The sequence below is a fragment of the Euryhalocaulis sp. genome (assembly GCF_013911995.1).
Classification (GTDB): Bacteria; Pseudomonadota; Alphaproteobacteria; order Caulobacterales; family Maricaulaceae; genus Euryhalocaulis; species Euryhalocaulis caribicus.
This window is the reverse complement of record NZ_JACESD010000001.1, coordinates 1-20,719: the sequence shown is the minus strand read 5'-3', so window position 1 is coordinate 20,719 and position 20,719 is coordinate 1. Positions and strand designations below refer to the sequence as shown.

Genomic DNA, 20,719 nt, shown 5'->3' with positions numbered 1-20,719 from the left:
GACTCGAATGGCCGGCGCGGACGGATTTGAGCGCGACCAGCTTTGTCGCCAGCCCGTCCAGCGCCCCGGCCGAGTCGGCTCTTTCCGCTTGGCGCGGCTGGCCAAACGGGGCCTTCGCTCTGATTGGTCCCTCCGGCGCGGGGAAGACCCATCTGGCGCACATCTGGGCGGATGCCGCCGGCGCGCGCGCCGTGAGTCCGGGCGACAGCCCGCCGGGGCAGGGTGTGGCGCTGTATGAAGACGCGGACCGCAATCTGGATGATCAGCTGGCGTTCTCGCTGATCAACAACGCCATGAATGGCGGCATGGAGGCGGTGCTGTTCACGGCGCGCACGCGCCCGGTGACCTGGCCCTCACGCCTGCCGGACCTGGATTCGCGCTTGCGGGCGCTGTCTTTCGTTGAGATCGAGGCGCCGGGCGAGGCGGAGCTGGCGCAAATCCTCAGCAAGCTGTTACGTGATCGTCATGTGCGTCCGCGACAACGCCTGATCGATTATCTGTTGCGCCGTATGGAACGATCTCCCGGCGGCGCGCGTGATCTGGTGGAGCGGCTCGACCGCGCCGCCGCGGCGCGCGGGGAACGCATCAATCTGGCGCTGGCCCGGGATTATTTTTCAGACGGCGAGAAAGCGGACGCGGAATGAACGACGCAATGATGGACAGCCCCCAGGCCCAGCACGGCGCGCCGCGGAAAGTTGAGCCGTCCAGCCTGCTGAACTCGCCCGAGCGGTTCATCAATCGCGAGCTCTCCTGGCTGCAATTCAATCTCCGCGTTCTGGAGGAGTCGGAAAACCCGGCGCACCCGGTGCTGGAGCGGCTACGCTTCCTGTCCATCTCCGCCAGCAATCTGGACGAATTCTACATGGTGCGCGTCGCCGGCCTGCGGGCGCAGGTGAGGGCGGGCGTGATCGTGCCCAGCCAGGACGGACTGACCCCGCAACAGCAGCTGGACGAAATCTCGATCGTCGCCAATGAACTGATGGACAAGCAGCAGGAACGCTGGCGGGTCCTGAAAACCGAAATGGCGGACGCCGGGATCGAGGTGGTCGAGGGCGGGGACCTGGGCGCTTCCGAGCTCGAATGGCTGCGCGAAGACTATTTGATGAGCATTTTGCCGGTGATCACGCCGCTGGCGGTGGACCCGGCGCATCCGTTCCCGTTCATTCCGAATCTGGGGTTTGCGCTGGCGCTGAAGCTGATCCGCCCCGGCGAGCGCGGCCATATGAACGGCCTGATCCCGATTCCGAGCGGCGTGGAGCGTTTCGTGGAGCTGCCGGCTTCTACCGGCGAGCATGACGGTCGCGAGGTCCGGCGATTCATCGCGCTGGAGGATGCGATCGGCCTGTTCGTCGACGTGCTGTTCCCCGGATATCAGGTGGACGCGCAGGGGGCTTTCCGGATCATTCGCGACTCCGATATCGAGATCGAGGAAGAGGCGGAGGATCTGGTCCGCGAGTTTGAGTCCGCGCTGAAACAGCGCCGCCGAGGGGTGCTGGTCCGCCTGAAGATCGATTCCCGCACGCCGCAGCAATTGCAGGATTTCATTGCCGAGGAGCTGAACGCCGAACCGCGGGATGTCATCCCGACCAACGGCCTGCTGGGCCTCGGGCAGGTGGCGCAGCTGATACTGGACCAGCGCCCGGACCTGACCTTCAAACCCTATGAGCCGCGTTTCCCGGAGCGTATCCGCGACCATGACGGGGATTGCTTCTCCGCCATCCGCGCCAAGGACATCCTTGTCCATCACCCCTATGAGTCGTTCGACGTGGTGGTGCGCTTCCTGCGGCAGGCGGCCAGCGACCCGAGCGTGGTGGCGATCAAGCAGTCGCTCTACCGCACCAGCAAGGACTCCCCCATCGTCCGCGCCCTTATCGAGGCGGCGGAGGGCGGCAAGAATGTTACCGCGCTGGTGGAGCTGAAGGCGCGCTTTGACGAGGAAGCGAATCTGAAACTGGCGCGCAGCCTTGAGAGCGCGGGCGTGCAGGTCGTCTATGGCTTCGTCGATTACAAGACGCACGCCAAGGTCAGTCTGGTGGTCCGCCGCGAAGGCGGGGAGCTGCGCACCTATACCCATTACGGCACGGGCAATTATCACCCTGTAACGGCGAAGATTTATACCGATTTGTCGCTGTTCAGCGCCGACCCAGAGCTGGGCCGGGACGCCGGACGGGTATTCAATTACGTCACCGGCTACGCCCAGCCCCATAAGCTGGAAAAGATCGAACTGGCGCCGATCACCCTGAAGAAGACCCTTCTGGAGCTGATCGACGACGAGATGGATTATGCCCGCGCGGGCAAACCGGCCACGATCTGGGCCAAGATGAATTCGCTGCTGGACCCGGTGATCATCGACAAGCTCTATGAGGCGTCCAATGCCGGCGTGCGGATCGACCTTGTGGTGCGGGGCATCTGTTCGCTGCGGCCGGGCGTTCCGGGGATGAGCGACAATATCATGGTCAAATCCATTGTCGGCCGATTTCTGGAACATTCCCGCATTGCCTGTTTCGGCCGGGGAGAGCCGATGCCGTCGCCGGCCGCGCGGGTCTATATTTCTTCGGCCGACTGGATGCCGCGCAATCTGGACAGGCGGATCGAACAGTTCGTGCCGGTCGACAATCCGACCGTCCACCGCCAGATCCTGAACCAGATCATGGTGTCGAACCTGAATGACGAAGAGCAGAGCTGGATCATGCAGCCGGACGGAACCTATATCCGCGTCGATTGCAGCGAGCTGGAGCGCCCGTTCAGCGCCCACCGCTATTTCATGAACAATCCCAGCCTGTCCGGGCGCGGCGAGGCGCTGGCTTATGATCCGCCGCCCGTGCTCAGCGTGGCGGAGCCCCGGGAGAACAGGCGCGAGGCATGAGCGAAACGCTGCTCGGTCCCAGTCTCGCCGCGGCTCAGTCCCCGGAACCGGACAAGACTGTTTCACAGGCCGCGGTAATCGATATCGGGTCCAACTCGGTCCGGCTGGTCATCTATTGGAGGGACGGCCGCGCTTCCTGGCCGATTTTCAACGAGAAGACCCTGGCGGGTCTGGGGCGCGGGGTGTCCGAAACAGGGCGCCTGAACGAGGACGGCGTCCGCTCCGCCCTGGCCACATTGCGGCGCTTTCGCCAGATCATTGACGCCCGTGAAGTCCAGCAGGTGACGGCGTTCGCCACGGCGGCCGTTCGCTATGCGGAAGACGGCGAGGCGTTCCGGAACCAGGTTCGCGAAGAGTGCGGCTTTTCCATAAAGGTGCTTTCAGGGACCGACGAGGCCCGGTTGACCGCCCTTGGCGTGATCGCGGGCGGGGCGGAGGAGCGCTTTCTGGTCGGGGATCTGGGCGGATCCAGTCTTGAGCTGACCGATGTGGCGGACCAAAAGCCCGGCCAGGGCGTCAGCCTGCCGCTGGGGCCGCTGGCGCTGATGATGGACGAGTCCTTTGACGAGAAGGCGGCCCGCAAGGCGATTGATGCGGAATTTGACCGCATTTCGGACCTTCTGGACGGCGCGCCGCCGGTTTTTTACGCCGTGGGCGGGGCGTGGCGAAATCTGGCGCGCATCGACATGATGCTGCGGGATTATCCGTTGAACGTCCTGCATCATTACGAAATGCCGCGCGCCGAAGCCCTCAAGATGACGGACTTCGCGATCAGCCAGAGCCCGGCCTCGCTCAGCGAAATTCCCGGCGCGTCTTCGCGGCGCGCGCCGACCCTTCCCTATGCCGCCTATCTTCTGAAGGCGCTGATTGAACGCGCCGGGCTGGAAACCGTTTTCGTGTCGGCCTACGGGGTGCGGGAGGGCGCGCTTTTCAACCGACTTCCGCGCAAGGTCCGCAAGCTGGAGCCGCTTCTGGCGAGCACCGTGGCGCTGGCGCGCCGACTGAGCGGGACGCCCTATTTCGGCGCCGAGCTGGCGGACTGGGTGGAGCCGGTCTTTACCGCACAGGCCAGCGCGTTCTCGCGGGAACGCGATACGGTTCTGCTGGCCGCGGCGGCCTCACTGGCCGATATCGGCGCGGCCATGCATCCCGATCACCGCGCCGCCCTTGTCGCCGACCAGGTGCTCTATGCGCCGTTCGCCGGGCTGGATCATTACGAGCGCAGTTTTCTGGCCGCGGCGCTGCATCACCGATACGCCGGAAAAACCAGCCTTGCGCCGGATTCCACCATTGCCCGTCTGCTGACGCAGGAACAGCTGGATGCGGCCTTGAAGCTGGGACTGGCGCTGCGGCTGGGGGCGGTCCTGTCGGCGCGCACCAAGAACCTGCTGGCGCGGACCACCCTGACGCTTGAAGACGGCACGCTGCGTCTGGAATTGAGCCAGAGCGCGCGGGAACTGGCGGCGGACACCAGTGAAAAGCGGCTTGGACAGCTGGCCGATGCGCTGGGCGTCAAAAACGAGATCGTGATCGGGGACCGCTAGACGGGACGCGTCACCACTTCGCCGTTTTCGATCAGCAGCGCGGTCTCGCCGCGTTTCAGCTTCAGGGCCTCCTCGCCGAACACTTCGCGGCGCCAGCCCTTGAGAGCCTGAACGTCCGGTTCGTCCCAGGCCGCGATCTGTTCCAGGTCGGAGACGGTGGCGATCATGCGCGGCGATACGCCCCGCGCTTCGCTGACATGACGCAGCAGCACTTTCAGAAGCTCCACTGTCGGGCCGATGCCGGCGGGCAGCGGCTTGCGCTTTTCGACCTCGGGCGCGTGCGCCTTGGGGTCGGACATCGCGGTCTTCAACGCCTCGATCAGGGACTTGCCCGCCCTTGAGCGTTCAAAGCCTTTTGGCACGCCGCGGATCTGCGCCAGACCGTCTTCGGATGTCGGGCCGGACTGGGCGATGGCGTAGAGCGCCTCGTCCTTCATAATGCGGTTGCGGGGCGTGTTCCGCTCGCGCGCCTCGGCCTCCCGCCAATGCGCGGCGGTTTTGAGCGCCGCCAGCCAGCTAGGCTTCATCTTGCGTAGTTTCAGGCGCCGCCAGGCGTCCTCGGGCTTCGTGTCGTAGAGACCGGCGTCATAGAAAGCCTGCATCTCGGCTTCCGCCCAGGCTGTGCGGCCCTGCTTTTCCAGGCGCGCCATAAGCTGCGGGAACAGATCACGCAGATGGGTGACGTCGGACAAGGCGTAGGAGAGCTGCTTGTCGCTCAAGGGGCGGCGCGACCAGTCGGTAAAGCGCGAGCCCTTGTCGATATGAATATCGAGAAATTCGCGGACCAGAGCGTCATAGGCGATCTGGTCGCCGAGGCCGAGCGCCATGGCCGCCGTCTGGGTGTCGAAAATCGGTGCAGGAACCGAGCCCAGACGCTGCACGAAAATTTCCATGTCCTGACGCGGCGCGTGCAGAACTTTCAGAATCGATTCGTTCTTCAACAGGTCCCAGAAGGGGGAGAGGTCGATGCCCTCGGCCAGCGGGTCGATGACCACCTCTTCATCGCCGCCCGCGGCCTGAATCAGGCACAGTTCCGGCCAATAGGTCGATTCCCGCATAAATTCGGTATCGACAGCGATGAATTCGGATTTTGCGAGGTTCTCGCAGGCTTTGCGGAGCGCGTCGGTCGAGGAAATCAGGTTCATGTCTGGCGCTATAGCCGATCATGCTTGTCTTGTCGCGGCGGCCTCTGCTTGACAGGCGGCCCCGCGCTGCGCTTTTTGCCGCGCAACTCCATACCGCTTTAAAGAAATCGGGATTTAGCGCTCATGCACGCCTATCGTACGAAAACGTGCGGCGAACTCCGCCCGTCAGACGTTGGTCAAACCGTTCGTCTCTCCGGCTGGATTCACCGCAAGCGGGACCATGGCGGTCTGCTGTTTGTCGACCTGCGCGACCATTACGGTCTGACGCAGTGCGTGCTGGAGCCGGAGAACAAGTTCTTCGAGACGCTGGAGCGCCTGCGCGTGGAAAGCGTGATTCAGGTCACCGGCGAAGTGCTGGCCCGCAGCGGCGAGACGGTAAACCCGAACCTGCCGACCGGCGGGATCGAGCTGCGCGTCGATACGATGGAAATTCTCTCTGAGGCGGGCGAGCTGCCGCTGCCGGTCTTTGGCGAGCCGGATTATCCGGAAGACACGCGCCTGAAGTACCGCTTCCTCGATCTGCGCCGCGACACGCTACACCAGAACCTGGTCCTGCGCTCCCAGATCATCGCCTCGATCCGCCGCCGCATGACCGATTCCGGCTTCCTGGAAATCCAGACGCCGATCCTGACCGCGTCGTCTCCCGAAGGCGCGCGGGACTTCCTGGTCCCGTCCCGCCTGCATCCGGGCAAGTTCTACGCGCTGCCCCAGGCGCCGCAGCAGTTCAAACAGCTGATCATGGTCGCCGGGTTCGACAAATATTTCCAGATCGCCCCGTGCTTCCGGGACGAGGACGCCCGCGCCGACCGTTCGCCGGGTGAGTTCTACCAGCTCGACATGGAGATGAGCTTCGTCGAGCAGGAAGACGTCTTCCAGGCCATCGAGCCGGTACTGGCCGGGGTGTTCGACGAGTTCGGCGAGGGCAAGGCGGCCGACAAGCCGTTTCCGCGTATCCCCTACGCCGAAGCCATGCGCAAATACGGCTCCGACAAGCCGGACCTGCGTAACCCGATCGTGATGGAAAACGTCACCGACGTGTTCCGCGATTCCGGCTTCAAGGTGTTCGCCGGCATGATTGAGAAGGACCCGAAGGTGGAGGTCTGGGCGATCCCGGCCAAGACCGGCGGCAGCCGGGCCTTCTGCGACCGCATGAATGGCTGGGCGCAGAAAGAGGGCCAGCCGGGTCTGGGTTATATCTTCTTCCGCGAAGGCGAGGGAGCCGGACCGGTCGCCAAGAATATTGGCGAAGAGCGCACCGCGCAGGTGCGCGACCAGCTGGGCCTTGGGGATGGCGACGCCGTGTTCTTCGTTGCCGGCAAGCCGAAAGACTTCATGGCCTTCGCCGGCCGCGCCCGCAACCAGGTCGGCCGCGAGTTGGACCTGTTCGAGAAAGACGTTTTCCGCTTCTGCTGGATCGTCGATTTCCCGATGTATGAGTGGGACGAGGACCGCAAGGTCGTGGACTTCTCGCACAACCCGTTCTCCATGCCGCAGGGCGGGATGGAGGCGCTGGAGACGCAGGACCCGCTGGATATCCTCGCCTATCAGTACGACATCGTCTGTAACGGCGTGGAGCTGTCTTCGGGCGCCATCCGGAACCATCGCCCTGAAATCATGCTGAAAGCCTTCGAGATCGCCGGCTATGGCGCGGACGATGTCGAGGAAGCCTTTGGCGGCATGCTGAACGCCTTCCGCTACGGCGCGCCGCCGCATGGCGGCATCGCGCCGGGCATCGACCGCATCGTGATGCTGCTGGCCGGCGTGGAAAATCTGCGCGAGGTCATCATGTTCCCGATGAACCAGCAGGCCGAAGACCTGATGATGGGCGCGCCCTCCAACGTGTCGAAGGAACAGCTGAAAGAGCTGAATATCCGGGTGGTGGAGCCGCCGAAGAAGGCTGGCGGGGAGAGCTAGTCTCCCCGGCCTCCGGCCAGTTCCGGCGCCGCCGGGGGCTCCGGCGGTTCGGGCGCGACTCGCTCAACAATGATCTGGCGCTCGATGGCGTGCGCGGCGCGCTCCATCTCGCGTTCCAGCATCTTCATTTCGCGTTCGATCTCTTCCGCTTCGCCCTCGCGGCCGCGTAACTCCCGCTCGCGCATGCGGAATTCGGCGTCCAGTTCGCGCATCGCGCGGGCCAGTTCGTCCATCGCGGCGCGCTGCTTGAAGCGCACGGTCCAGTTGGCCTGCGCGCTTTCCCGCGCGGCGCGCTCCACGGCCTCGCGAACCTTCTGGTTCAACTCATCCATGTCGCGTTCGCCCAGATCATACTGGTAGACATATGTTTCGCCATTGACGCTGATACGCGTAACCGCGGGGCATTGCGGCACTGTCAGGTTGCGGGGCAGGGCCGTCGTGTCATCTCCGCAGGCCTGATCCAGCTGTTCCTGAGTGAGGTTGCTGGCGCGGGAGAGATTGGCGCCGTTCAGGATCGTCTGGTGGAGGCTGGCGTCTTCCATGTCGGCATTGGCCAGGCTGGCTGATGACAGGTTGGCGCCTTTCAGGTTCGCATCGGTCAGGTCCGCGCCATCCAGAACGGCTTCATGGAAATTCGCTCCGGCGAGCTGGGCGTCCGTGAAATCGGCGTCCTTGACCAAGGCTGCCTTGAAATTCGCGCCCGGCGCATTGGCGTCCGTGAAGTCCGCGTTGATCAGCTTGGCCTTGTAGAAATTGGTGCCTTGCAGCTGCGCATCGGTGAAATCGGCGCTGGTCATGTCGGTGTAGCTGAGGTTCACGCCGACAGCCTCGGCGTCGGCCAGGCTGGCGCCGTTGAAATTTGCCTTGCTGAATACCGCGCCATTGAGCTGCGTGCCTGTCAGGTCCGCGCGCTTGAACATGGCGCCGCTGAACAGGCTTCCGGTCAGGACCGCGCCGCTGAGATCGGCGCCGGAAAAATCCGCGCCGGAGAAATTGCTGCCCGTCAGCCGCGCGCCGCTAAGGTCCTTGCCTGACAGATCGCACCCGGTGCACACCCCGCCCAGATTCAGCGTCTTGTGCGGGTCGCCGCCGGTGGCCATGGCCGGAGCGGCGGTCAGCGCTACAAGCGCAGAAAGGAAGAGCGAAAATTTCATCATGCCTGATTTGAATGCGAATTTAGCCAGTCAGTCAGATCAGACTTATTCCGCCTGTACCGGAATGACGACTTAAATTGCTGTAATTCAGGCGTTATCCGCAATAGGGAACACGAAGTCCGCTGGGCAGGATCGTGCCTGAATCACCGCATGCTTCGTTCAGTTGAGTCTGGGTCAGGCCCCGCGCGCCTTCCAGATTAGCGCCCGAGAGTACCGCGCCGGTCATGCGGGCGCCGGCAAAATTCGCGTAGCCAAGATACGCCCCGACAAAGCTGGCGTCGCTAAGGTCGGCGTTTGCGAAACTGGCGCGCGTGAACCGGCCGCCGAACGCCTCGACCACCGACAGGTTTGCGCCGCTGAAATTGGTGCGGTCCATCGTGGCCGCCGTCATATCGCCCTGGCGCAGGCGGGAGCCCGACAGATTGGCGTCCGTAATGGACTGATAGGCGAAATCGGCTTGGAAGAGATTGCAGCCAGTGCAGGATTTCGCGCCGTTGCGCACGCTTTCAATCTGTCCGGGATCCTGGGCATGCGCCCCGAAACCGGTCGAAACCGTCACCAATGCCGCCAGAAAAACCGAAAACCGTGTCATTTTCTTACGCTCCTGCACGATGAAATTCGCGTGCAGAGTGAATAGCAATCCTTACGCCGGAGCCCTCATGAGCAGCCGGTGGAGGCTCCACACGTGTCGCATTTCATGCACGCCCCGGCGCGAACAAGGGTGAAATGCCCGCAATCGGGGCAGGGATCGCCCGTATAGCCACGGCTTCGGGATTCGGAATCGCCGCCGATGATCACGCGGGATGCGCCGGAACCGCCGCCGCTGGCTTCGATTTCGCTCTCCCCGGCGTCGTTTTCCGCCTCTATTCCGGCCTCGCCATCCTCATCGTCGCGGTCATTGCCGCGGCGCGCGGTGTGATCGGACAGCTGAATGAGGTTGGCGGGCGCCAGGCCGCGGCTGAAACCGCGCGAAATATAACGCTGTGCGGTCTCATCCACGTCCTTCAGCATGGCGCTTTCGCGTTCTCCGCCGCCCAGCCCGTCATGCGCGCCGGGGTGAACATGAGCCAGATCGTCCCGGCCAAGATAGGAAACCGCCAGTTCGCGGAACAGATAGTCGAGGATCGAGGTCGCGTGCTTGATCGAATCGTTGCCCGTAACCGGCCCGGCGGGGTCGAAACGGGTAAACACGAAGGCGTCGACATATTCCTCCAGCGGCACGCCATATTGCAGGCCGATAGAGATCGCGATGGCGAAATTGTTCATCAGGCTGCGGAAAGCGGCGCCTTCCTTGTGCATGTCGATGAAGATTTCGCCCAGCTCGCCATCATCGAATTCGCCGGTGTGCAGATAGACTTTGTGACCCCCGACTGTGGCTTTCTGGATATAGCCCTTACGTCTGTGGGGCAGGCGCCGGCGTTCGGCGGGCCGCTCCACGACCCGCTCCACCACTTTTTCGACAATGCGTTCGGCGGTCCGGGCGGCTTTTTCGGTGGCGTTCTCTTCCGCCGCGTCCTCGATATCGTCCAGTTCGGCGTCGCCAAACACCGCCGTATTGAGCGGCTGGGACAGTTTGGATCCGTCGCGATAGAGGGCGTTGGATTTCAGGCCGAGGCGCCAGGACAGGCTGTAGGCGTCCGAACAATCGTCGATCGTGGCCGAATGCGGCATATTGATCGTCTTGGAAATGCCGCCAGAGACATAGGGCTGAACAGCCGCGCACATGCGGATATGCGACTCCGTTGACAGATAACGCTGGCTGAGCCGCCCGCAGGGCGAGGCGCAATCGAAAACCGGCAGGTCCTCATCTTTCAGGAAGGGCGCGCCTTCAACGGTCATTGCGCCGCACGCCCAGACATTGGCCTGCTGGATTTCGTCGCGCGTATAGCCGATGGCTTTCAGAAGGTCGAAGCCGGGCGTGGCGATCTGTTCGTCGTTTAGGCTCAGAACGTCCTTGCAGAAGCCGTCGCCGAGCTGCCAGGGCGTGAAGACGAAGCGCAGATCGAACGCGCTTTTCAGAGCCTTCTCGACAATCTGGATTTCGTGATCGCTGAACCCCTTACGCCGCAGCGATTCATGATTGATCGTCGGCGCGCCTTTCAGCGTCGCGCGCCCGACGGCATAGGCGCAGATATCGGCGATTTCGTTGTCGTCATAGCCAAGGCGCTGCAGCGCGGCGGGAATGGCGTCATTGACGATCTTGTAGGCCCCGCCGCCGGCCAGCGTCTTGTATTTGACCAGCGCATAGTCCGGTTCGACGCCGGTCGTATCGCAATCCATGACCAGGCCGATCGTGCCGGTGGGCGCGATGGCGGTGAACTGGGCGTTGCGGAAGCCGTGCTTCTTTCCCTTTTCGACCACCTCGCCCCAGAGCTGCGCCGCGCGGGCGCTGACATTGCCGAACGGGCAGCTTTGATGGTCCAGCGGCTGAGGCGCGATATTCAGGCCGTCATAGGCGGCAAGGTTGGCTTCACCAGCGGCGGCGAGGGCGTGATTTTTCATCACGCGCAGCATGGCCTTGCGGTTTTTCTTGAAGCCCGGGAACGGCGAGAGCGTTTCCGCCATCTCTGCCGAGGCGCGGGCGGACGCCGCGCCCATCAGGGCGGAGATCGCGGCGCCGGCGGCGCGGCCCTCGTCGCTGTCATAGGGCAGGGCGGAGCGCATCAGCAGGCCGCCGAGGTTCGCAAAGCCCAGCCCCAGCGTGCGATAGGTCCAGGACCGCTCCGCAATAGATTTCGACGGGTAGGACGCCATGGAGACCGAGATATCCAGCACGGTCGTCCAGAGTCGGCTGGCGTGCTCGAATGCGGCCGTATCGAAGCCGCCATCCTCGTCCAGAAACTTCACCAGATTCAGGGAGGCGAGGTTACAGGCCGTATCGTCGAGAAAGAGATATTCCGAACACGGATTGGAGGCGCGGATATCGCCGTCTTCCGGGCAGGTGTGCCAGGCATTGATGGTGTCGGAGAACTGCACGCCCGGATCGGCGCAAGTCCACGCGGCGCGCCCCATGCGATTCCACAGATCGCGGGCGCGGATCGATTTCGCCACCGCCCCGTCGGTGCGCCGGATCAGATCGAATGTTTCATCATGTTCGACTGATGCCAGAAATTCATCGCTTATTCGTATGGAATTATTAGCATTTTGCCCGGCAACGGTTGCGTAAGCGCCGGAGTCCCAGTCGACCGTCAGATCGGGCAGATCCAGATCTTCGACGCCTTGCTGAGCCAGTTCCAGCGTGCGCGCTATCGCGCCTTCCGGCACGCCATCGCGGCGGGCGGCGCGGATTTCGCGCTTCAGGGCCGCGTTCTTGGCCGGGTCGAAACAGTCAGCAGCATCGCCGTCGCAATTGATGCAGGCGCGCAGGATTGCGGGCAGACGGCGGCGCAGGACCTTTGAGCCGGCGACCAGCGCGGCAACCTTGGATTCCTCGCTGACCTTCCAGTCGATGAAATCCTCGATGTCCGGATGGTCGACGTCCACGACCACCATCTTGGCCGCGCGGCGGGTGGTGCCGCCGGACTTGATGGCGCCCGCCGCGCGGTCGCCCACGCGCAGGAAGCTGATCAGGCCGGAGGATTCGCCGCCGCCCGACAGCGGCTCGCCTTCGCCGCGCAGAGACGAATAATTCGTGCCGGCGCCGGAGCCGTATTTGAACAGGCGCGCCTCGCGCGTCCAGAGGTCCATGATCCCGCCTTCGCCGACGAGATCGTCCTTGAGGCCTTGAATGAAACAGGCATGGACCTGTGGCCGGGCGAACCCGGTTTCGACCGGGCGCACTTCCCCGGTGACGGGATCAGGCGCGAAATGGCCGGGGGCGTCGCCGGTGACGCCATAGGCCCAGTTCAGGCCGGTATTGAACCATTGCGGGCTGTTGGGCGCGGCCATCTGGTGCGCCAGCATGAAGCGCAGCTCATCGAAGAAGGCGCGGGCGTCGTCCTCGCTATCGAAATAGTCGAGCTTCCAGCCCCACCATGTCCAGGCGCCGGCGAGGCGGTCAAAAACCGCGCGGGCGTCGGATTCGCCGGTTTTCCGCTCTGACTCGGGCAGGGCGTCCAGCTTGGCCTGATCTGCGATGCTTCGCTTCAGCCAGTCCGGCGATTCGTCTTTCGGGTCGGGCGCGGTGAAGGCCGGAATGCCGGCCTTGCGGAAATATTTGCGCGCCAGAACATCACAGGCCGTCTGGGTCCAGCCGGCCGGGAAAATCGCCTCATCCAGGACGAAATTGACCTCGCCATCGGCGTCACGCAGTTCGCAATGGCGCGGTTCAAACGCGATCCCGTGATAGGGGTCGGCGACGTCCTTCGTGAAAACCCGGTCTATACGCATGCCCTAATGTCCCATTTTTCTGCGTTTCGCGCCAGATTCCCGAGCCTAGCGGTCCGCGCCTTCCACGCAACAGATATAGGTATTGTTGATGTCGAATGCGCTATATCTTGATGAAATTGCGCTGTTCTTTTCTCACCGCGCGCCGCGCTGGACCAAGCCGCGCTGAGAGGCCATATTCGCGCGCAATCAATGCACTCACCATCCGATCAGACGGCGCAGGACGACATGCTCTTCATCAAACGCATTTTTGCCTGGTGGGAAGGCGCGACCATCGGGTTGCTCTGGACGCTCCGCGGGCAGCGCTTCGTGGGCGAAGACGATTACGGCAACCGCTATTTCGAACAGAAGAAGGGCGCCAGCTTTAACGGCCGTCCGCGCCGCTGGGTGGTCTATAACGGCTATGCCGACGCCTCCCGCGTGCCGTCCGACTGGCACGGCTGGTTGCACCACACGTTCGCGGAAGCGCCCAGCGAGGCCCCGCTGCGCCGCCAGAAATGGGAAACCGAGCATCAGCCGAACCTGACCGGAACGCTGTGGGCTTACCGCCCGCGCGGCAGCCTGTGGCGGTCAGAGGACCGCGCGCCGACATCCAGCGATTACGAGTCCTGGAACCCGGACGCGGGCGAGGTGGAGCCGGCTGACCGCGACCGCGCGCCGGTTGCGCCATAAGTTCGCCCTACTGGAAGCAGAAATTCACGATCATGGTTCGATTTGTTCTTCCGGCCCTGTTGCTTCTCGCCACGCCCGCGCTTGCGCAGGATGTCGAGGAATTGCCCGACGAGTCGGAATTCGCGCCGGAAGCGCCGCCAGAATCCGAACGCGATCAGGGCTTCGTGTCCGATCAGCCTGCGATCGGCGAGGAACAGCAAGGCGAAGCTGACGCGGACCCGGCAGAAGAGCAATCCATCGAGGAATTGTTCGGCCTGCCGCAAGACGAAACCGAAGAGACGTTTGAGTCCGTGGTCGCCGGCGAGCGCGTGCAGATGCGCGGTCTGAACAAGGTGACGGCCAGCGTGACGGACTTTCAGGCTGAGTTCGATCAGCCGATCCGCTTTGGTTCGCTGACGGTTATCGCCCGCTATTGTTCGCGGCGTCCGCCGGAGTTCATTCCGGAAACCTTCGTGTTCCTGGAAATTTTCGACCGCCGCCTGGATGGTCTTGAAACCACGCAGTATGGCGAGAAAATCTTCTCAGGCTGGATGCTGGGCTCCAGCCCCGGTCTTCACGGACTGGAGCATCCGGTTTTCGATGTCTGGCCGGTGGAATGCGTGATCGCCGAGCGTCCTGTCATGCCGGAACCGGCTGGCGAGGCCGAGTAAAAGGCCGCTTCGGCTTCCAGAGCCGGGGCCAGCCTGTCCAGAAAATCCGCGCGGCCGATTTCCTTCGCTCCGAACTGAAGCAGGTGGTCGCTGATGAATTGCGCGTCCAGCAGGCGGTAACCGCCCAGCTTGAGCCGGGCGACTAGGTGAACCAGCGCAATCTTGGAGGCGTCCGTGGCGCGGCTGAACATGGATTCGCCAAAAAAGGCGCCGCCGAGACTGACTCCGTAAAGCCCGCCGACAAGATTGCCGCCGTCATAGACCTCTATGCTGTGCGCGCATTGGCGCTCGTGCAGCTCGCAATAGAGATCGACGATCCAGTCATTGATCCAGGTGGCGTCGCGCTCTGCGGTTTCTTCCGCGCAGGCCTCGATCGTGGAGCGGAAATCGACATCGCAGACCACGCGCCAATCGGTATTGCGCACCGTCTTCCGTAGTCGGCGGGGAACGTGAAACGCCTCCAGCGGGAAGACGCCGCGCTGATCCGGATCAATGATGAAAAGCCGCGGATCGTCACGGTTCTCCGCCATGGGAAACACGCCGCGCCTGTAGCAATTCAGCAGGGCGTCGGGTCCGAAAGCGCGCATGGTATCCTGTTACGACTTGGGCTCGGTCTCGCTGAGCCAGTTTTCCAGCCAGCGGATATTATAGTCTCCGCTGATGAAATCGGGCTCGTGCAACAGTTCCTCGAACAGCGGCCCGGTCGTTTTCACGCCATTGATGACCATTTCGCCCAGCGCCCGCCGGAGCCGCATCAGGGCTTCCTCCCGCGTGGCGCCGCGCACGATCAGCTTGCCGATCAGGCTGTCATAATAGGGCGGGATCCGGTAGCCGGCGTAAAGGCCGGAATCCAGACGCACGCCAAGGCCGCCAGGCGCGTGGAAGTCCGTGACCTCTCCGGGCGAGGGCGCGAAGGTGCGCGGATCCTCGGCATTGATTCGGCACTCAATGGACCAGCCATTGAATTGCACGTCCTCCTGTTTGAAGGAGAGCGGCATGCCGGCGGCGATGCGGATCTGTTCGCGCACCAGGTCGATATTGGTGATCGCTTCGGTGACGGGATGCTCCACCTGAAGGCGGGTATTCATCTCGATAAAGTAGAATTTTCCGTCCTCATAGAGATATTCCACGGTGCCGGCGCCGCGATAGCCCAGCTTGGCCACGGCCTGGCGCGTGATTTCCCCGATCTCCATGCGCTGTTCCTGGCTCAGCGCGGGCGAGGGAGCTTCTTCCAGCACTTTCTGGTGGCGGCGCTGCAGGGAGCAGTCGCGCTCGCCCAGATGGGCCACATTGCCATGTTCATCCGCGATGATCTGGATCTCGATATGGCGCGGCTTGCCGAGATATTTCTCGATATAGACGGCGTCGTCGCCGAAGGCGGCCATCGCCTCGGCGCGGGCCGTATCGAAGGCCTCTTTCAACTGATCCGGCGTTTGCGCCACCTTCATGCCGCGGCCGCCGCCGCCGGAGGCGGCCTTGATCAGCACCGGGAAGTCCATCGTGGATGCGACCTTCTTTGCATCCTCGAAGGTTTCCACGCCGCCATCAGACCCCGGCACGGTGGGGATGCCCGCCTCGGCCACAGCCTTCTTGGCAGCGATCTTGTCGCCCATCAGGCGGATATGATCGGGCGTCGGACCGATAAAGACGAGGTCGTGCGCCTCCACGATTTCCGCGAATTTGGCGTTTTCGGAGAGGAAGCCGTAACCCGGATGAATCGCCTGCGCGCCGGTGATTTCCGCGGCGGCGATGATGTTCGGGATTTTCAGATAACTTTGCGCGGCCTGGGCGGGGCCGATGCACACGCTTTCATCGGCCAGGCGCACATGCATGGCGTTGGCGTCGGCCTCTGAATGCACGGCGACCGTGGCGATGCCCATTTCCTTGCAGGCGCGATGAATGCGCAGGGCGATCTCGCCGCGATTGGCGATAAGGATCTTCTCGAACATGCCTATTCGATCGTGAACAGCGGTTCGCCGAATTCCACCGGCTGGGAATCGGTGACGAGCAGGCGGGTGACTTTGCCGGATTTGGCCGCGGCGATGGGATTGAAGGTCTTCATCGCCTCGATCAGCAGGATGGTGTCGCCTTCATTGACGCTGTCGCCTTCTTTCACGAAGGCGTCCGCGTCCGGGCTGGGGCGCAGATAGACCGTGCCGACCATGGGCGATTTCACCGCGCCGGGGTGATTATCGAAATCAGGTTCGGCCGGGGCGGCTTCGGCGCCGCCTTGCGGGGCCGCGGCCTGAGGCGCAGGGGCGGGCGCCGCAACAGGCGCGGGCGCAGCCGCTACGGGCGCGGCAACGCTGGAACTCCGCGACAGGCGCAGTTTCAGGTCATCCTGACGGACCTCGATCTCCATGAGATCGGTCTCATTCAGGATTTCAGCCAGTTCACGCACGATTTGCGGATCGATCGGCTTTTTGGCGGTATCGTCAGAAGACATCGATAATCCCGTTATTGCGGGTCAAGTTTTTGCCGCTTCTGCAAGCGCGGCGTCTAACCCTAACAAATAGCTTAGCTGTCCAAAGCCGCTAATTGTTCCCTTCGCGGCGCTGGAAACGTAACTGTGAGCCCGGAACGCCTCACGGGCGGCGGGTTGTGAAAGATGAACTTCGATGACCGGCGCGTCTATAGCCTTGACCGCATCATGAAGCGCCACGGAGGTATGGCCCAGACCGGCGGGATTTAAAACCACCGCGTCGGCGCGCTCGCCAGCCTCTTGCAGCCAGTCTATCAGTTCGCCTTCATGATTGGTCTGGCGGAATTCCAGTGTCGCGCCCATGTCCTTTACATGCGTTTCGCAAGCGGAGCGCAGATCATCCAGCGTGCCGGAGCCGTAAAACTCCGGTTCGCGCTGCCCCAGCAGGTTCAAATTGGGGCCATTGAGGATGTAGACAAGAACGGTCATCAGGCCGCCTTACAATGTGACTCGCACCGCTTTTATCCGGGGCGGGCCGCGGCGCCAACACGGAGCGGGATGTAATGCAGATCATGCTGAACGGCGACAGCTCTGACGTGCCGGACGGGCTTAACGTCGAGGGCCTCCTTGCGCATCTGGAAATTCCGCTGCGCAAGGTTGCGGTTGAACGCAATCTGGAGATCGTTCCGAAGTCGCGCTACGCCGATACGGTGCTCCAGGCGGAGGACCGTATCGAGATTGTTCACTTCATCGGCGGAGGCTGAGCCATGCCTGACGACGGCAAATCCATTTCGCAAGCGGATACGCTGCGTGTTGCAGGGCGGGAGTTCAATTCGCGCCTGATCATCGGAACCGGGAAGTATGAAAGCTACGCGCAGAACGCCGACGCGCTGCGCGCATCGGGCGCGGAGATCATCACGGTCGCCGTGCGCCGGGTGAACCTGACCAATCCGGACGAGCCGATGCTGGTCGATCATATCAGCCCCGACGAATACACATTTCTGCCCAACACGGCCGGTTGTTTCACGGGCGAGGACGCGGTGCGCACGCTGCGCCTGGCGCGCGAAGCCGGCGGCTGGGATCTGGTGAAGCTGGAAGTGCTTTCCGACCCCAAGCATCTTTATCCAGACATGGCGGAAACGCTGCGCGCGGCGGAGATGCTTATCAAGGATGGCTTCCAGGTCATGGTCTATTGCTCCGATGACCCGGTTTACGCGAAGAAACTCGAAGAGATTGGCTGTTGCGCGATCATGCCGCTGGGCGCGCCCATCGGATCGGGACTCGGCATCCAGAACCCGGTGAATATCCGGCTGATCGTGGAAGAGGCGAAGGTGCCTGTAATCGTGGATGCGGGCGTGGGCACGGCGTCTGACGCGGCCATCGCCATGGAGCTGGGTTGTGACGGCGTTCTGATGAACACCGCCATCGCCGAGGCGAAAGAGCCCGTGCGCATGGCGCGCGCCATGAAGCACGCGGTCATTGCGGGGCGGGAAGCCTATCTGGCGGGACGCATGTCCAAAAAGAAATACGCGGACCCGTCCAGCCCGCTGGCCGGCCTGATCTGATCAGCTTCCGGACAGCTGGGATTCCAGCGCGTCTTCGAGCATCTCGATATTGGCGCCGGGGACCACCTGATCACCGATGACATAGAAGGGCGTGCCTTCGACGCCGATCTCGGCGGCCAGCACCATCGTGTCATTGATCAGATCGTCGACGTCCATGGACTCCATGTCCGCGCGCATCTGCTCGACATTGACGCCAACGGATTCGGCGATTTCGTCGATCCGCTCGCTGGTCAGCCGGTCGGTCGCCCCCATAAGCGCGAAATGGAAAGCGGCGTATTTGTCCTGTTCGCGGGCGGCGTGGCTGGCCTTCATCGCCTCGACGGAGGTGCCGGTGGAGGATTCGCGAACCGGGAAATCACGGAACACCACTTTGACGCGGTCATCATGGGCCTCCAGCGTTTCCTGAACCCAGCCGGCGGACAGGCGGCAGTAGGAGCAGTTATAATCGAAGAACTCGACGATCGTGACTTCCGGCGTTTCGGCGCCCAGCGTCGGGGCGCGGTCATCCAGCAGCCGGTCCTTGTTGGCGACGGCGGCCTTGCGAACGTCTTCCATCGCCTTGGCGTTCTCGCGGCGCTGAAGCTCGATCAGCGCGTCGCGAATGATTTCCGGATTTTCGAGGATATATTCCCGGACAACTTCCTGAACTTCGTCCTTGCTGGCCGGCGCGGATTGCTCGGCCTGTGAGCCGCAGGCGGCCACGAACCAGGCCGAAACGGCGAGTACGGCGATACGCTTCATCATTGCAGTAGCTTTCCGGGTATCTGTTTTCATTAGGACGCCGCAATCAAAGCGGCGGATAGTGATGGCTCAGCGCCGGCGTTGTTCAGCTGCCGCGCGCAGCATCGGTTCGCTGACCGACAAGATATCGCTGGCCCGGCGCCAGTCCAGCGTACCGGTTTCCAGCCCTTCCTTGGCGCGGTGGGCAAACATGGCGGCGCGGCGCAAATCGCCCGAGGCAAAGGATTGCTCGGCGACCGCCAGCTGCGCCAGACTGGTCTTTCCCTGCGCGTTATAGGCCAGCGACAGCTGGTACCAGGCGTAGCTGTTATCGTGTTCGGCGCGCAGCGACTTCTTGAGCAGGCCGATGGCTTCCTCGATCTCGTCATTTTCGCCGTGCCGGATGAGCGACTGCGCCAGTCCGATCTCGAGAAGCGGCTGATCGGGCTCCAGCTCCACGGATTTACGGTAGGGCTCAATGGCCAGATTCGCCTTTCCGCTCTCGAAATACATCTGCCCCTTCAGCTCGTGAAAGTAGGGATAGTCGGGATCAGACTGGATCAGGGAATCGACTTCCTCCACGGCCTTGTCCAGCGCGCCTGAGCGGTAGAGCGCGACAGCCCGGGCATAGCGCGCGGGCATGGAGTCATCATCGCGCTTATAGACGCGGAAAACGCGCTGCGGCGTTTCAAGGAACCCGTAAATCTTGCCCTGAACCAGTTGCAGGCGCGCGATTTCCTCCGGGCTGTCGCGATAGTCGCGGAAGTCGGATTCGCTAATCTTCTTGCGCAGCGCCGCGATCCGCGCGGAGGAGAGGGGGTGAGTGCGGAAATAGGGGGACTGCTGGCGTTCGGCCAGCACTTCTTCATGACGGAACCGCTCGAAGAATCCGACGATGCCTTCCGGTGAGATGCCGGCGGTTTCCATGAACTCAATAGCGGCCTGGTCGGCGTTTGATTCCTGGACCCTTGTGTGAGTCATGAAATTGAGGGCGGCGAATTGCTGGCTGGACGCCATCACGGCGGCGCCCGCGTCTGGCGCGCCCGCCAGAACGGCCAGCAACCCGACCCCCATGGTCAGGAACATGGTGGTCATCGCCTGGCTCTGGGCCTCGCCCATGCGCAGAAGGTGACCGCCGGAAATATGGCCGGTTTCATGCGCCATCACGCCCTGAAGCTGATTAGGCGTATCGGCTTCCAGAATGATCCCGGTATTCAGAAATACGTTCTGACCGCGCGTGACAAAGGCGTTCATCGAGTTATCGGCGACGATATAGATGCCGATATCTTCGCTGCGCAGACCGGCGGCCCGGAAAAGCGGGTCGCCATAGTCGTACAGCATCGCCTCGATTTCCGCGTCGCGGATCAGCGATTGCGCGTGCGCCGGCGCGGCGACCATCACAACAAGACAGGAAATCAGGGCTATTGAAGCGCGTATCATAAGCGTCCCAAGTCTTAAGTCCCCCGACAACAGTATCGTAGCGAAGCGCCGATCACACGCCAATCACGGTTTCAGGCGCGCTCAGCGTTGCCACCAGCCCCGGCGGCGCGGCTTGCTCTCGGCCTCATCGCCGCCAACGGATTCCGTTTCCTTCTTGTCGTCCTTCGCGGACGCCTTGCCGGAAGACGCATCCGTTGAAGCTTTCTCCGTGTCCGGTTCAGCCTTCGGCTTGCGGCGCGAGCGCGGCTTGGGTTTGGGCTTCTCGGTCTGTTCCTGCTTGGGTTCCGGGAAGTCTATAACC

18 protein-coding genes and 1 pseudogene are annotated in these 20,719 nt (G+C 62.9%); 8 read left to right on the top strand and 11 right to left on the bottom strand.

Annotated elements, in window-relative coordinates; translation table 11 throughout:
• Nucleotides 1–26 precede the first annotated feature (26 nt).
• Genes H2040_RS00095 through H2040_RS00085 form a run of 3 tightly spaced genes read left to right on the top strand, consistent with a single transcriptional unit; the run spans nt 27 to nt 4,410 of the window.
• Nucleotides 27–644, top strand: coding sequence for a P-loop NTPase family protein (locus H2040_RS00095; protein ID WP_287153200.1), 618 nt, complete (start codon nt 27–29; stop codon nt 642–644).
• A gap of 8 nt (nt 645–652) precedes the next feature.
• Nucleotides 653–2,866, top strand: a complete 2,214-nt coding sequence (locus H2040_RS00090; protein WP_502709317.1) for an RNA degradosome polyphosphate kinase — start codon at nt 653–655, stop codon at nt 2,864–2,866.
• Nucleotides 2,863–4,410, top strand: coding sequence for a Ppx/GppA family phosphatase (locus H2040_RS00085; RefSeq protein WP_287153196.1), 1,548 nt, complete (start codon nt 2,863–2,865; stop codon nt 4,408–4,410). Before H2040_RS00090 ends, H2040_RS00085 begins: the two co-directional genes overlap by 4 nt.
• On the opposite strand, the gene rnd is transcribed toward H2040_RS00085, so the two are convergent.
• Nucleotides 4,407–5,555 (bottom strand): ribonuclease D, encoded by a 1,149-nt coding sequence (rnd, locus tag H2040_RS00080; protein ID WP_287153194.1) that lies wholly within the window; start codon nt 5,553–5,555, stop codon nt 4,407–4,409. The two genes, H2040_RS00085 and rnd, sit on opposite strands and share 4 nt — an antisense overlap.
• 123 nt (nt 5,556–5,678) lie before the next feature.
• Here rnd and aspS point away from each other — a divergent pair, with 123 nt between their 5' ends.
• The gene (gene aspS, locus H2040_RS00075; RefSeq protein WP_287153192.1) at nt 5,679–7,469 is read left to right on the top strand and encodes an aspartate--tRNA ligase; all 1,791 of its coding nucleotides are present in this window, start codon (nt 5,679–5,681) and stop codon (nt 7,467–7,469) included.
• Here aspS and H2040_RS00070 read toward each other — a convergent pair.
• The 3 genes from H2040_RS00070 to H2040_RS00060 form a co-directional block, all read right to left on the bottom strand.
• A complete protein-coding gene (locus H2040_RS00070) occupies nt 7,466–8,623 on the bottom strand; it encodes a pentapeptide repeat-containing protein (RefSeq protein ID WP_287153190.1) in 1,158 nt (385 codons plus the stop codon). The two genes, aspS and H2040_RS00070, sit on opposite strands and share 4 nt — an antisense overlap.
• Before the next feature lie 94 nt (nt 8,624–8,717).
• Nucleotides 8,718–9,215: a pentapeptide repeat-containing protein gene (locus H2040_RS00065; RefSeq protein WP_287153188.1), complete on the bottom strand. Its 498-nt coding sequence runs from the start codon at nt 9,213–9,215 to the stop codon at nt 8,718–8,720.
• 65 nt (nt 9,216–9,280) lie between these two features.
• On the bottom strand, nt 9,281–12,952 hold the full coding sequence (locus tag H2040_RS00060; RefSeq protein ID WP_287153186.1) for a vitamin B12-dependent ribonucleotide reductase: 3,672 nt from the start codon (nt 12,950–12,952) through the stop codon (nt 9,281–9,283).
• Nucleotides 12,953–13,141: 189 nt separating this feature from the next.
• Here H2040_RS00060 and H2040_RS00055 point away from each other — a divergent pair, with 189 nt between their 5' ends.
• A complete protein-coding gene (locus tag H2040_RS00055) occupies nt 13,142–13,621 on the top strand; it encodes an NADH:ubiquinone oxidoreductase subunit NDUFA12 (RefSeq protein ID WP_241762267.1) in 480 nt (159 codons plus the stop codon).
• A 32-nt stretch (nt 13,622–13,653) separates the two neighbouring features.
• The gene (locus tag H2040_RS00050; protein WP_287153182.1) at nt 13,654–14,271 is read left to right on the top strand and encodes a DUF2155 domain-containing protein; all 618 of its coding nucleotides are present in this window, start codon (nt 13,654–13,656) and stop codon (nt 14,269–14,271) included.
• Here the strand turns inward: H2040_RS00050 and aat are convergent.
• The 4 genes from aat to aroQ are packed head-to-tail and all read right to left on the bottom strand — an operon-like array spanning nt 14,175 to nt 17,182.
• Nucleotides 14,175–14,858 carry a leucyl/phenylalanyl-tRNA--protein transferase gene (gene aat / locus H2040_RS00045; RefSeq protein WP_022698974.1) on the bottom strand — a complete coding sequence of 228 codons (684 nt, stop codon included), beginning with the start codon at nt 14,856–14,858 and terminating at the stop codon, nt 14,175–14,177. The genes H2040_RS00050 and aat overlap by 97 nt on opposite strands.
• 9 nt (nt 14,859–14,867) lie before the next feature.
• Nucleotides 14,868–16,220, bottom strand: coding sequence for an acetyl-CoA carboxylase biotin carboxylase subunit (gene accC, locus H2040_RS00040; RefSeq protein ID WP_287153178.1), 1,353 nt, complete (start codon nt 16,218–16,220; stop codon nt 14,868–14,870).
• Nucleotides 16,221–16,222: 2 nt separating this feature from the next.
• Nucleotides 16,223–16,717 carry an acetyl-CoA carboxylase biotin carboxyl carrier protein gene (gene accB / locus H2040_RS00035; protein ID WP_287153176.1) on the bottom strand — a complete coding sequence of 165 codons (495 nt, stop codon included), beginning with the start codon at nt 16,715–16,717 and terminating at the stop codon, nt 16,223–16,225.
• A gap of 21 nt (nt 16,718–16,738) precedes the next feature.
• On the bottom strand, nt 16,739–17,182 hold the full coding sequence (gene aroQ / locus H2040_RS00030; RefSeq protein ID WP_022697696.1) for a type II 3-dehydroquinate dehydratase: 444 nt from the start codon (nt 17,180–17,182) through the stop codon (nt 16,739–16,741).
• 74 nt (nt 17,183–17,256) lie between these two features.
• Here aroQ and thiS point away from each other — a divergent pair, with 74 nt between their 5' ends.
• Nucleotides 17,257–17,457, top strand: a complete 201-nt coding sequence (gene thiS, locus H2040_RS00025; protein ID WP_287153171.1) for a sulfur carrier protein ThiS — start codon at nt 17,257–17,259, stop codon at nt 17,455–17,457.
• Nucleotides 17,458–17,460: 3 nt separating this feature from the next.
• Nucleotides 17,461–18,258: a thiazole synthase gene (locus H2040_RS00020; RefSeq protein ID WP_287153163.1), complete on the top strand. Its 798-nt coding sequence runs from the start codon at nt 17,461–17,463 to the stop codon at nt 18,256–18,258.
• Here the strand turns inward: H2040_RS00020 and H2040_RS00015 are convergent, their stop codons facing one another.
• The 3 genes and pseudogenes from H2040_RS00015 to H2040_RS00005 form a co-directional block, all read right to left on the bottom strand.
• A complete protein-coding gene (locus H2040_RS00015) occupies nt 18,259–19,002 on the bottom strand; it encodes a DsbA family protein (RefSeq protein ID WP_287153161.1) in 744 nt (247 codons plus the stop codon).
• Between the two features lie 66 nt (nt 19,003–19,068).
• Complete coding sequence (locus H2040_RS00010) at nt 19,069–20,418, bottom strand: M48 family metalloprotease (RefSeq protein WP_287153159.1); 1,350 nt, start codon at nt 20,416–20,418, stop codon at nt 19,069–19,071.
• An 81-nt stretch (nt 20,419–20,499) separates the two neighbouring features.
• A pseudogene (locus H2040_RS00005) lies at nt 20,500–20,719 on the bottom strand (hypothetical protein); the annotation flags it as partial.

Excerpts from the sequence above, each read along its gene's own strand:
- aat (WP_022698974.1), bottom strand. The coding sequence starts at position 14,858 with ATGCGCGCTTTCGGACCCGACGCCCTGCTGAATTGCTACAGGCGCGGC.
- H2040_RS00055 (WP_241762267.1), top strand. The coding sequence starts at position 13,142 with ATGCACTCACCATCCGATCAGACGGCGCAGGACGACATGCTCTTCATC.
- aroQ (WP_022697696.1), bottom strand. The coding sequence starts at position 17,182 with ATGACCGTTCTTGTCTACATCCTCAATGGCCCCAATTTGAACCTGCTG.
- H2040_RS00085 (WP_287153196.1), top strand. The coding sequence starts at position 2,863 with ATGAGCGAAACGCTGCTCGGTCCCAGTCTCGCCGCGGCTCAGTCCCCG.
- H2040_RS00090 (WP_502709317.1), top strand. The coding sequence starts at position 653 with ATGATGGACAGCCCCCAGGCCCAGCACGGCGCGCCGCGGAAAGTTGAG.
- H2040_RS00065 (WP_287153188.1), bottom strand. The coding sequence starts at position 9,215 with ATGACACGGTTTTCGGTTTTTCTGGCGGCATTGGTGACGGTTTCGACC.
- H2040_RS00020 (WP_287153163.1), top strand. The coding sequence starts at position 17,461 with ATGCCTGACGACGGCAAATCCATTTCGCAAGCGGATACGCTGCGTGTT.
- rnd (WP_287153194.1), bottom strand. The coding sequence starts at position 5,555 with ATGAACCTGATTTCCTCGACCGACGCGCTCCGCAAAGCCTGCGAGAAC.
- H2040_RS00060 (WP_287153186.1), bottom strand. The coding sequence starts at position 12,952 with ATGCGTATAGACCGGGTTTTCACGAAGGACGTCGCCGACCCCTATCAC.
- H2040_RS00070 (WP_287153190.1), bottom strand. The coding sequence starts at position 8,623 with ATGAAATTTTCGCTCTTCCTTTCTGCGCTTGTAGCGCTGACCGCCGCT.
- H2040_RS00050 (WP_287153182.1), top strand. The coding sequence starts at position 13,654 with ATGGTTCGATTTGTTCTTCCGGCCCTGTTGCTTCTCGCCACGCCCGCG.
- H2040_RS00015 (WP_287153161.1), bottom strand. The coding sequence starts at position 19,002 with ATGATGAAGCGTATCGCCGTACTCGCCGTTTCGGCCTGGTTCGTGGCC.
- thiS (WP_287153171.1), top strand. The coding sequence starts at position 17,257 with ATGCAGATCATGCTGAACGGCGACAGCTCTGACGTGCCGGACGGGCTT.
- H2040_RS00010 (WP_287153159.1), bottom strand. The coding sequence starts at position 20,418 with ATGATACGCGCTTCAATAGCCCTGATTTCCTGTCTTGTTGTGATGGTC.
- accB (WP_287153176.1), bottom strand. The coding sequence starts at position 16,717 with ATGTCTTCTGACGATACCGCCAAAAAGCCGATCGATCCGCAAATCGTG.
- aspS (WP_287153192.1), top strand. The coding sequence starts at position 5,679 with ATGCACGCCTATCGTACGAAAACGTGCGGCGAACTCCGCCCGTCAGAC.
- accC (WP_287153178.1), bottom strand. The coding sequence starts at position 16,220 with ATGTTCGAGAAGATCCTTATCGCCAATCGCGGCGAGATCGCCCTGCGC.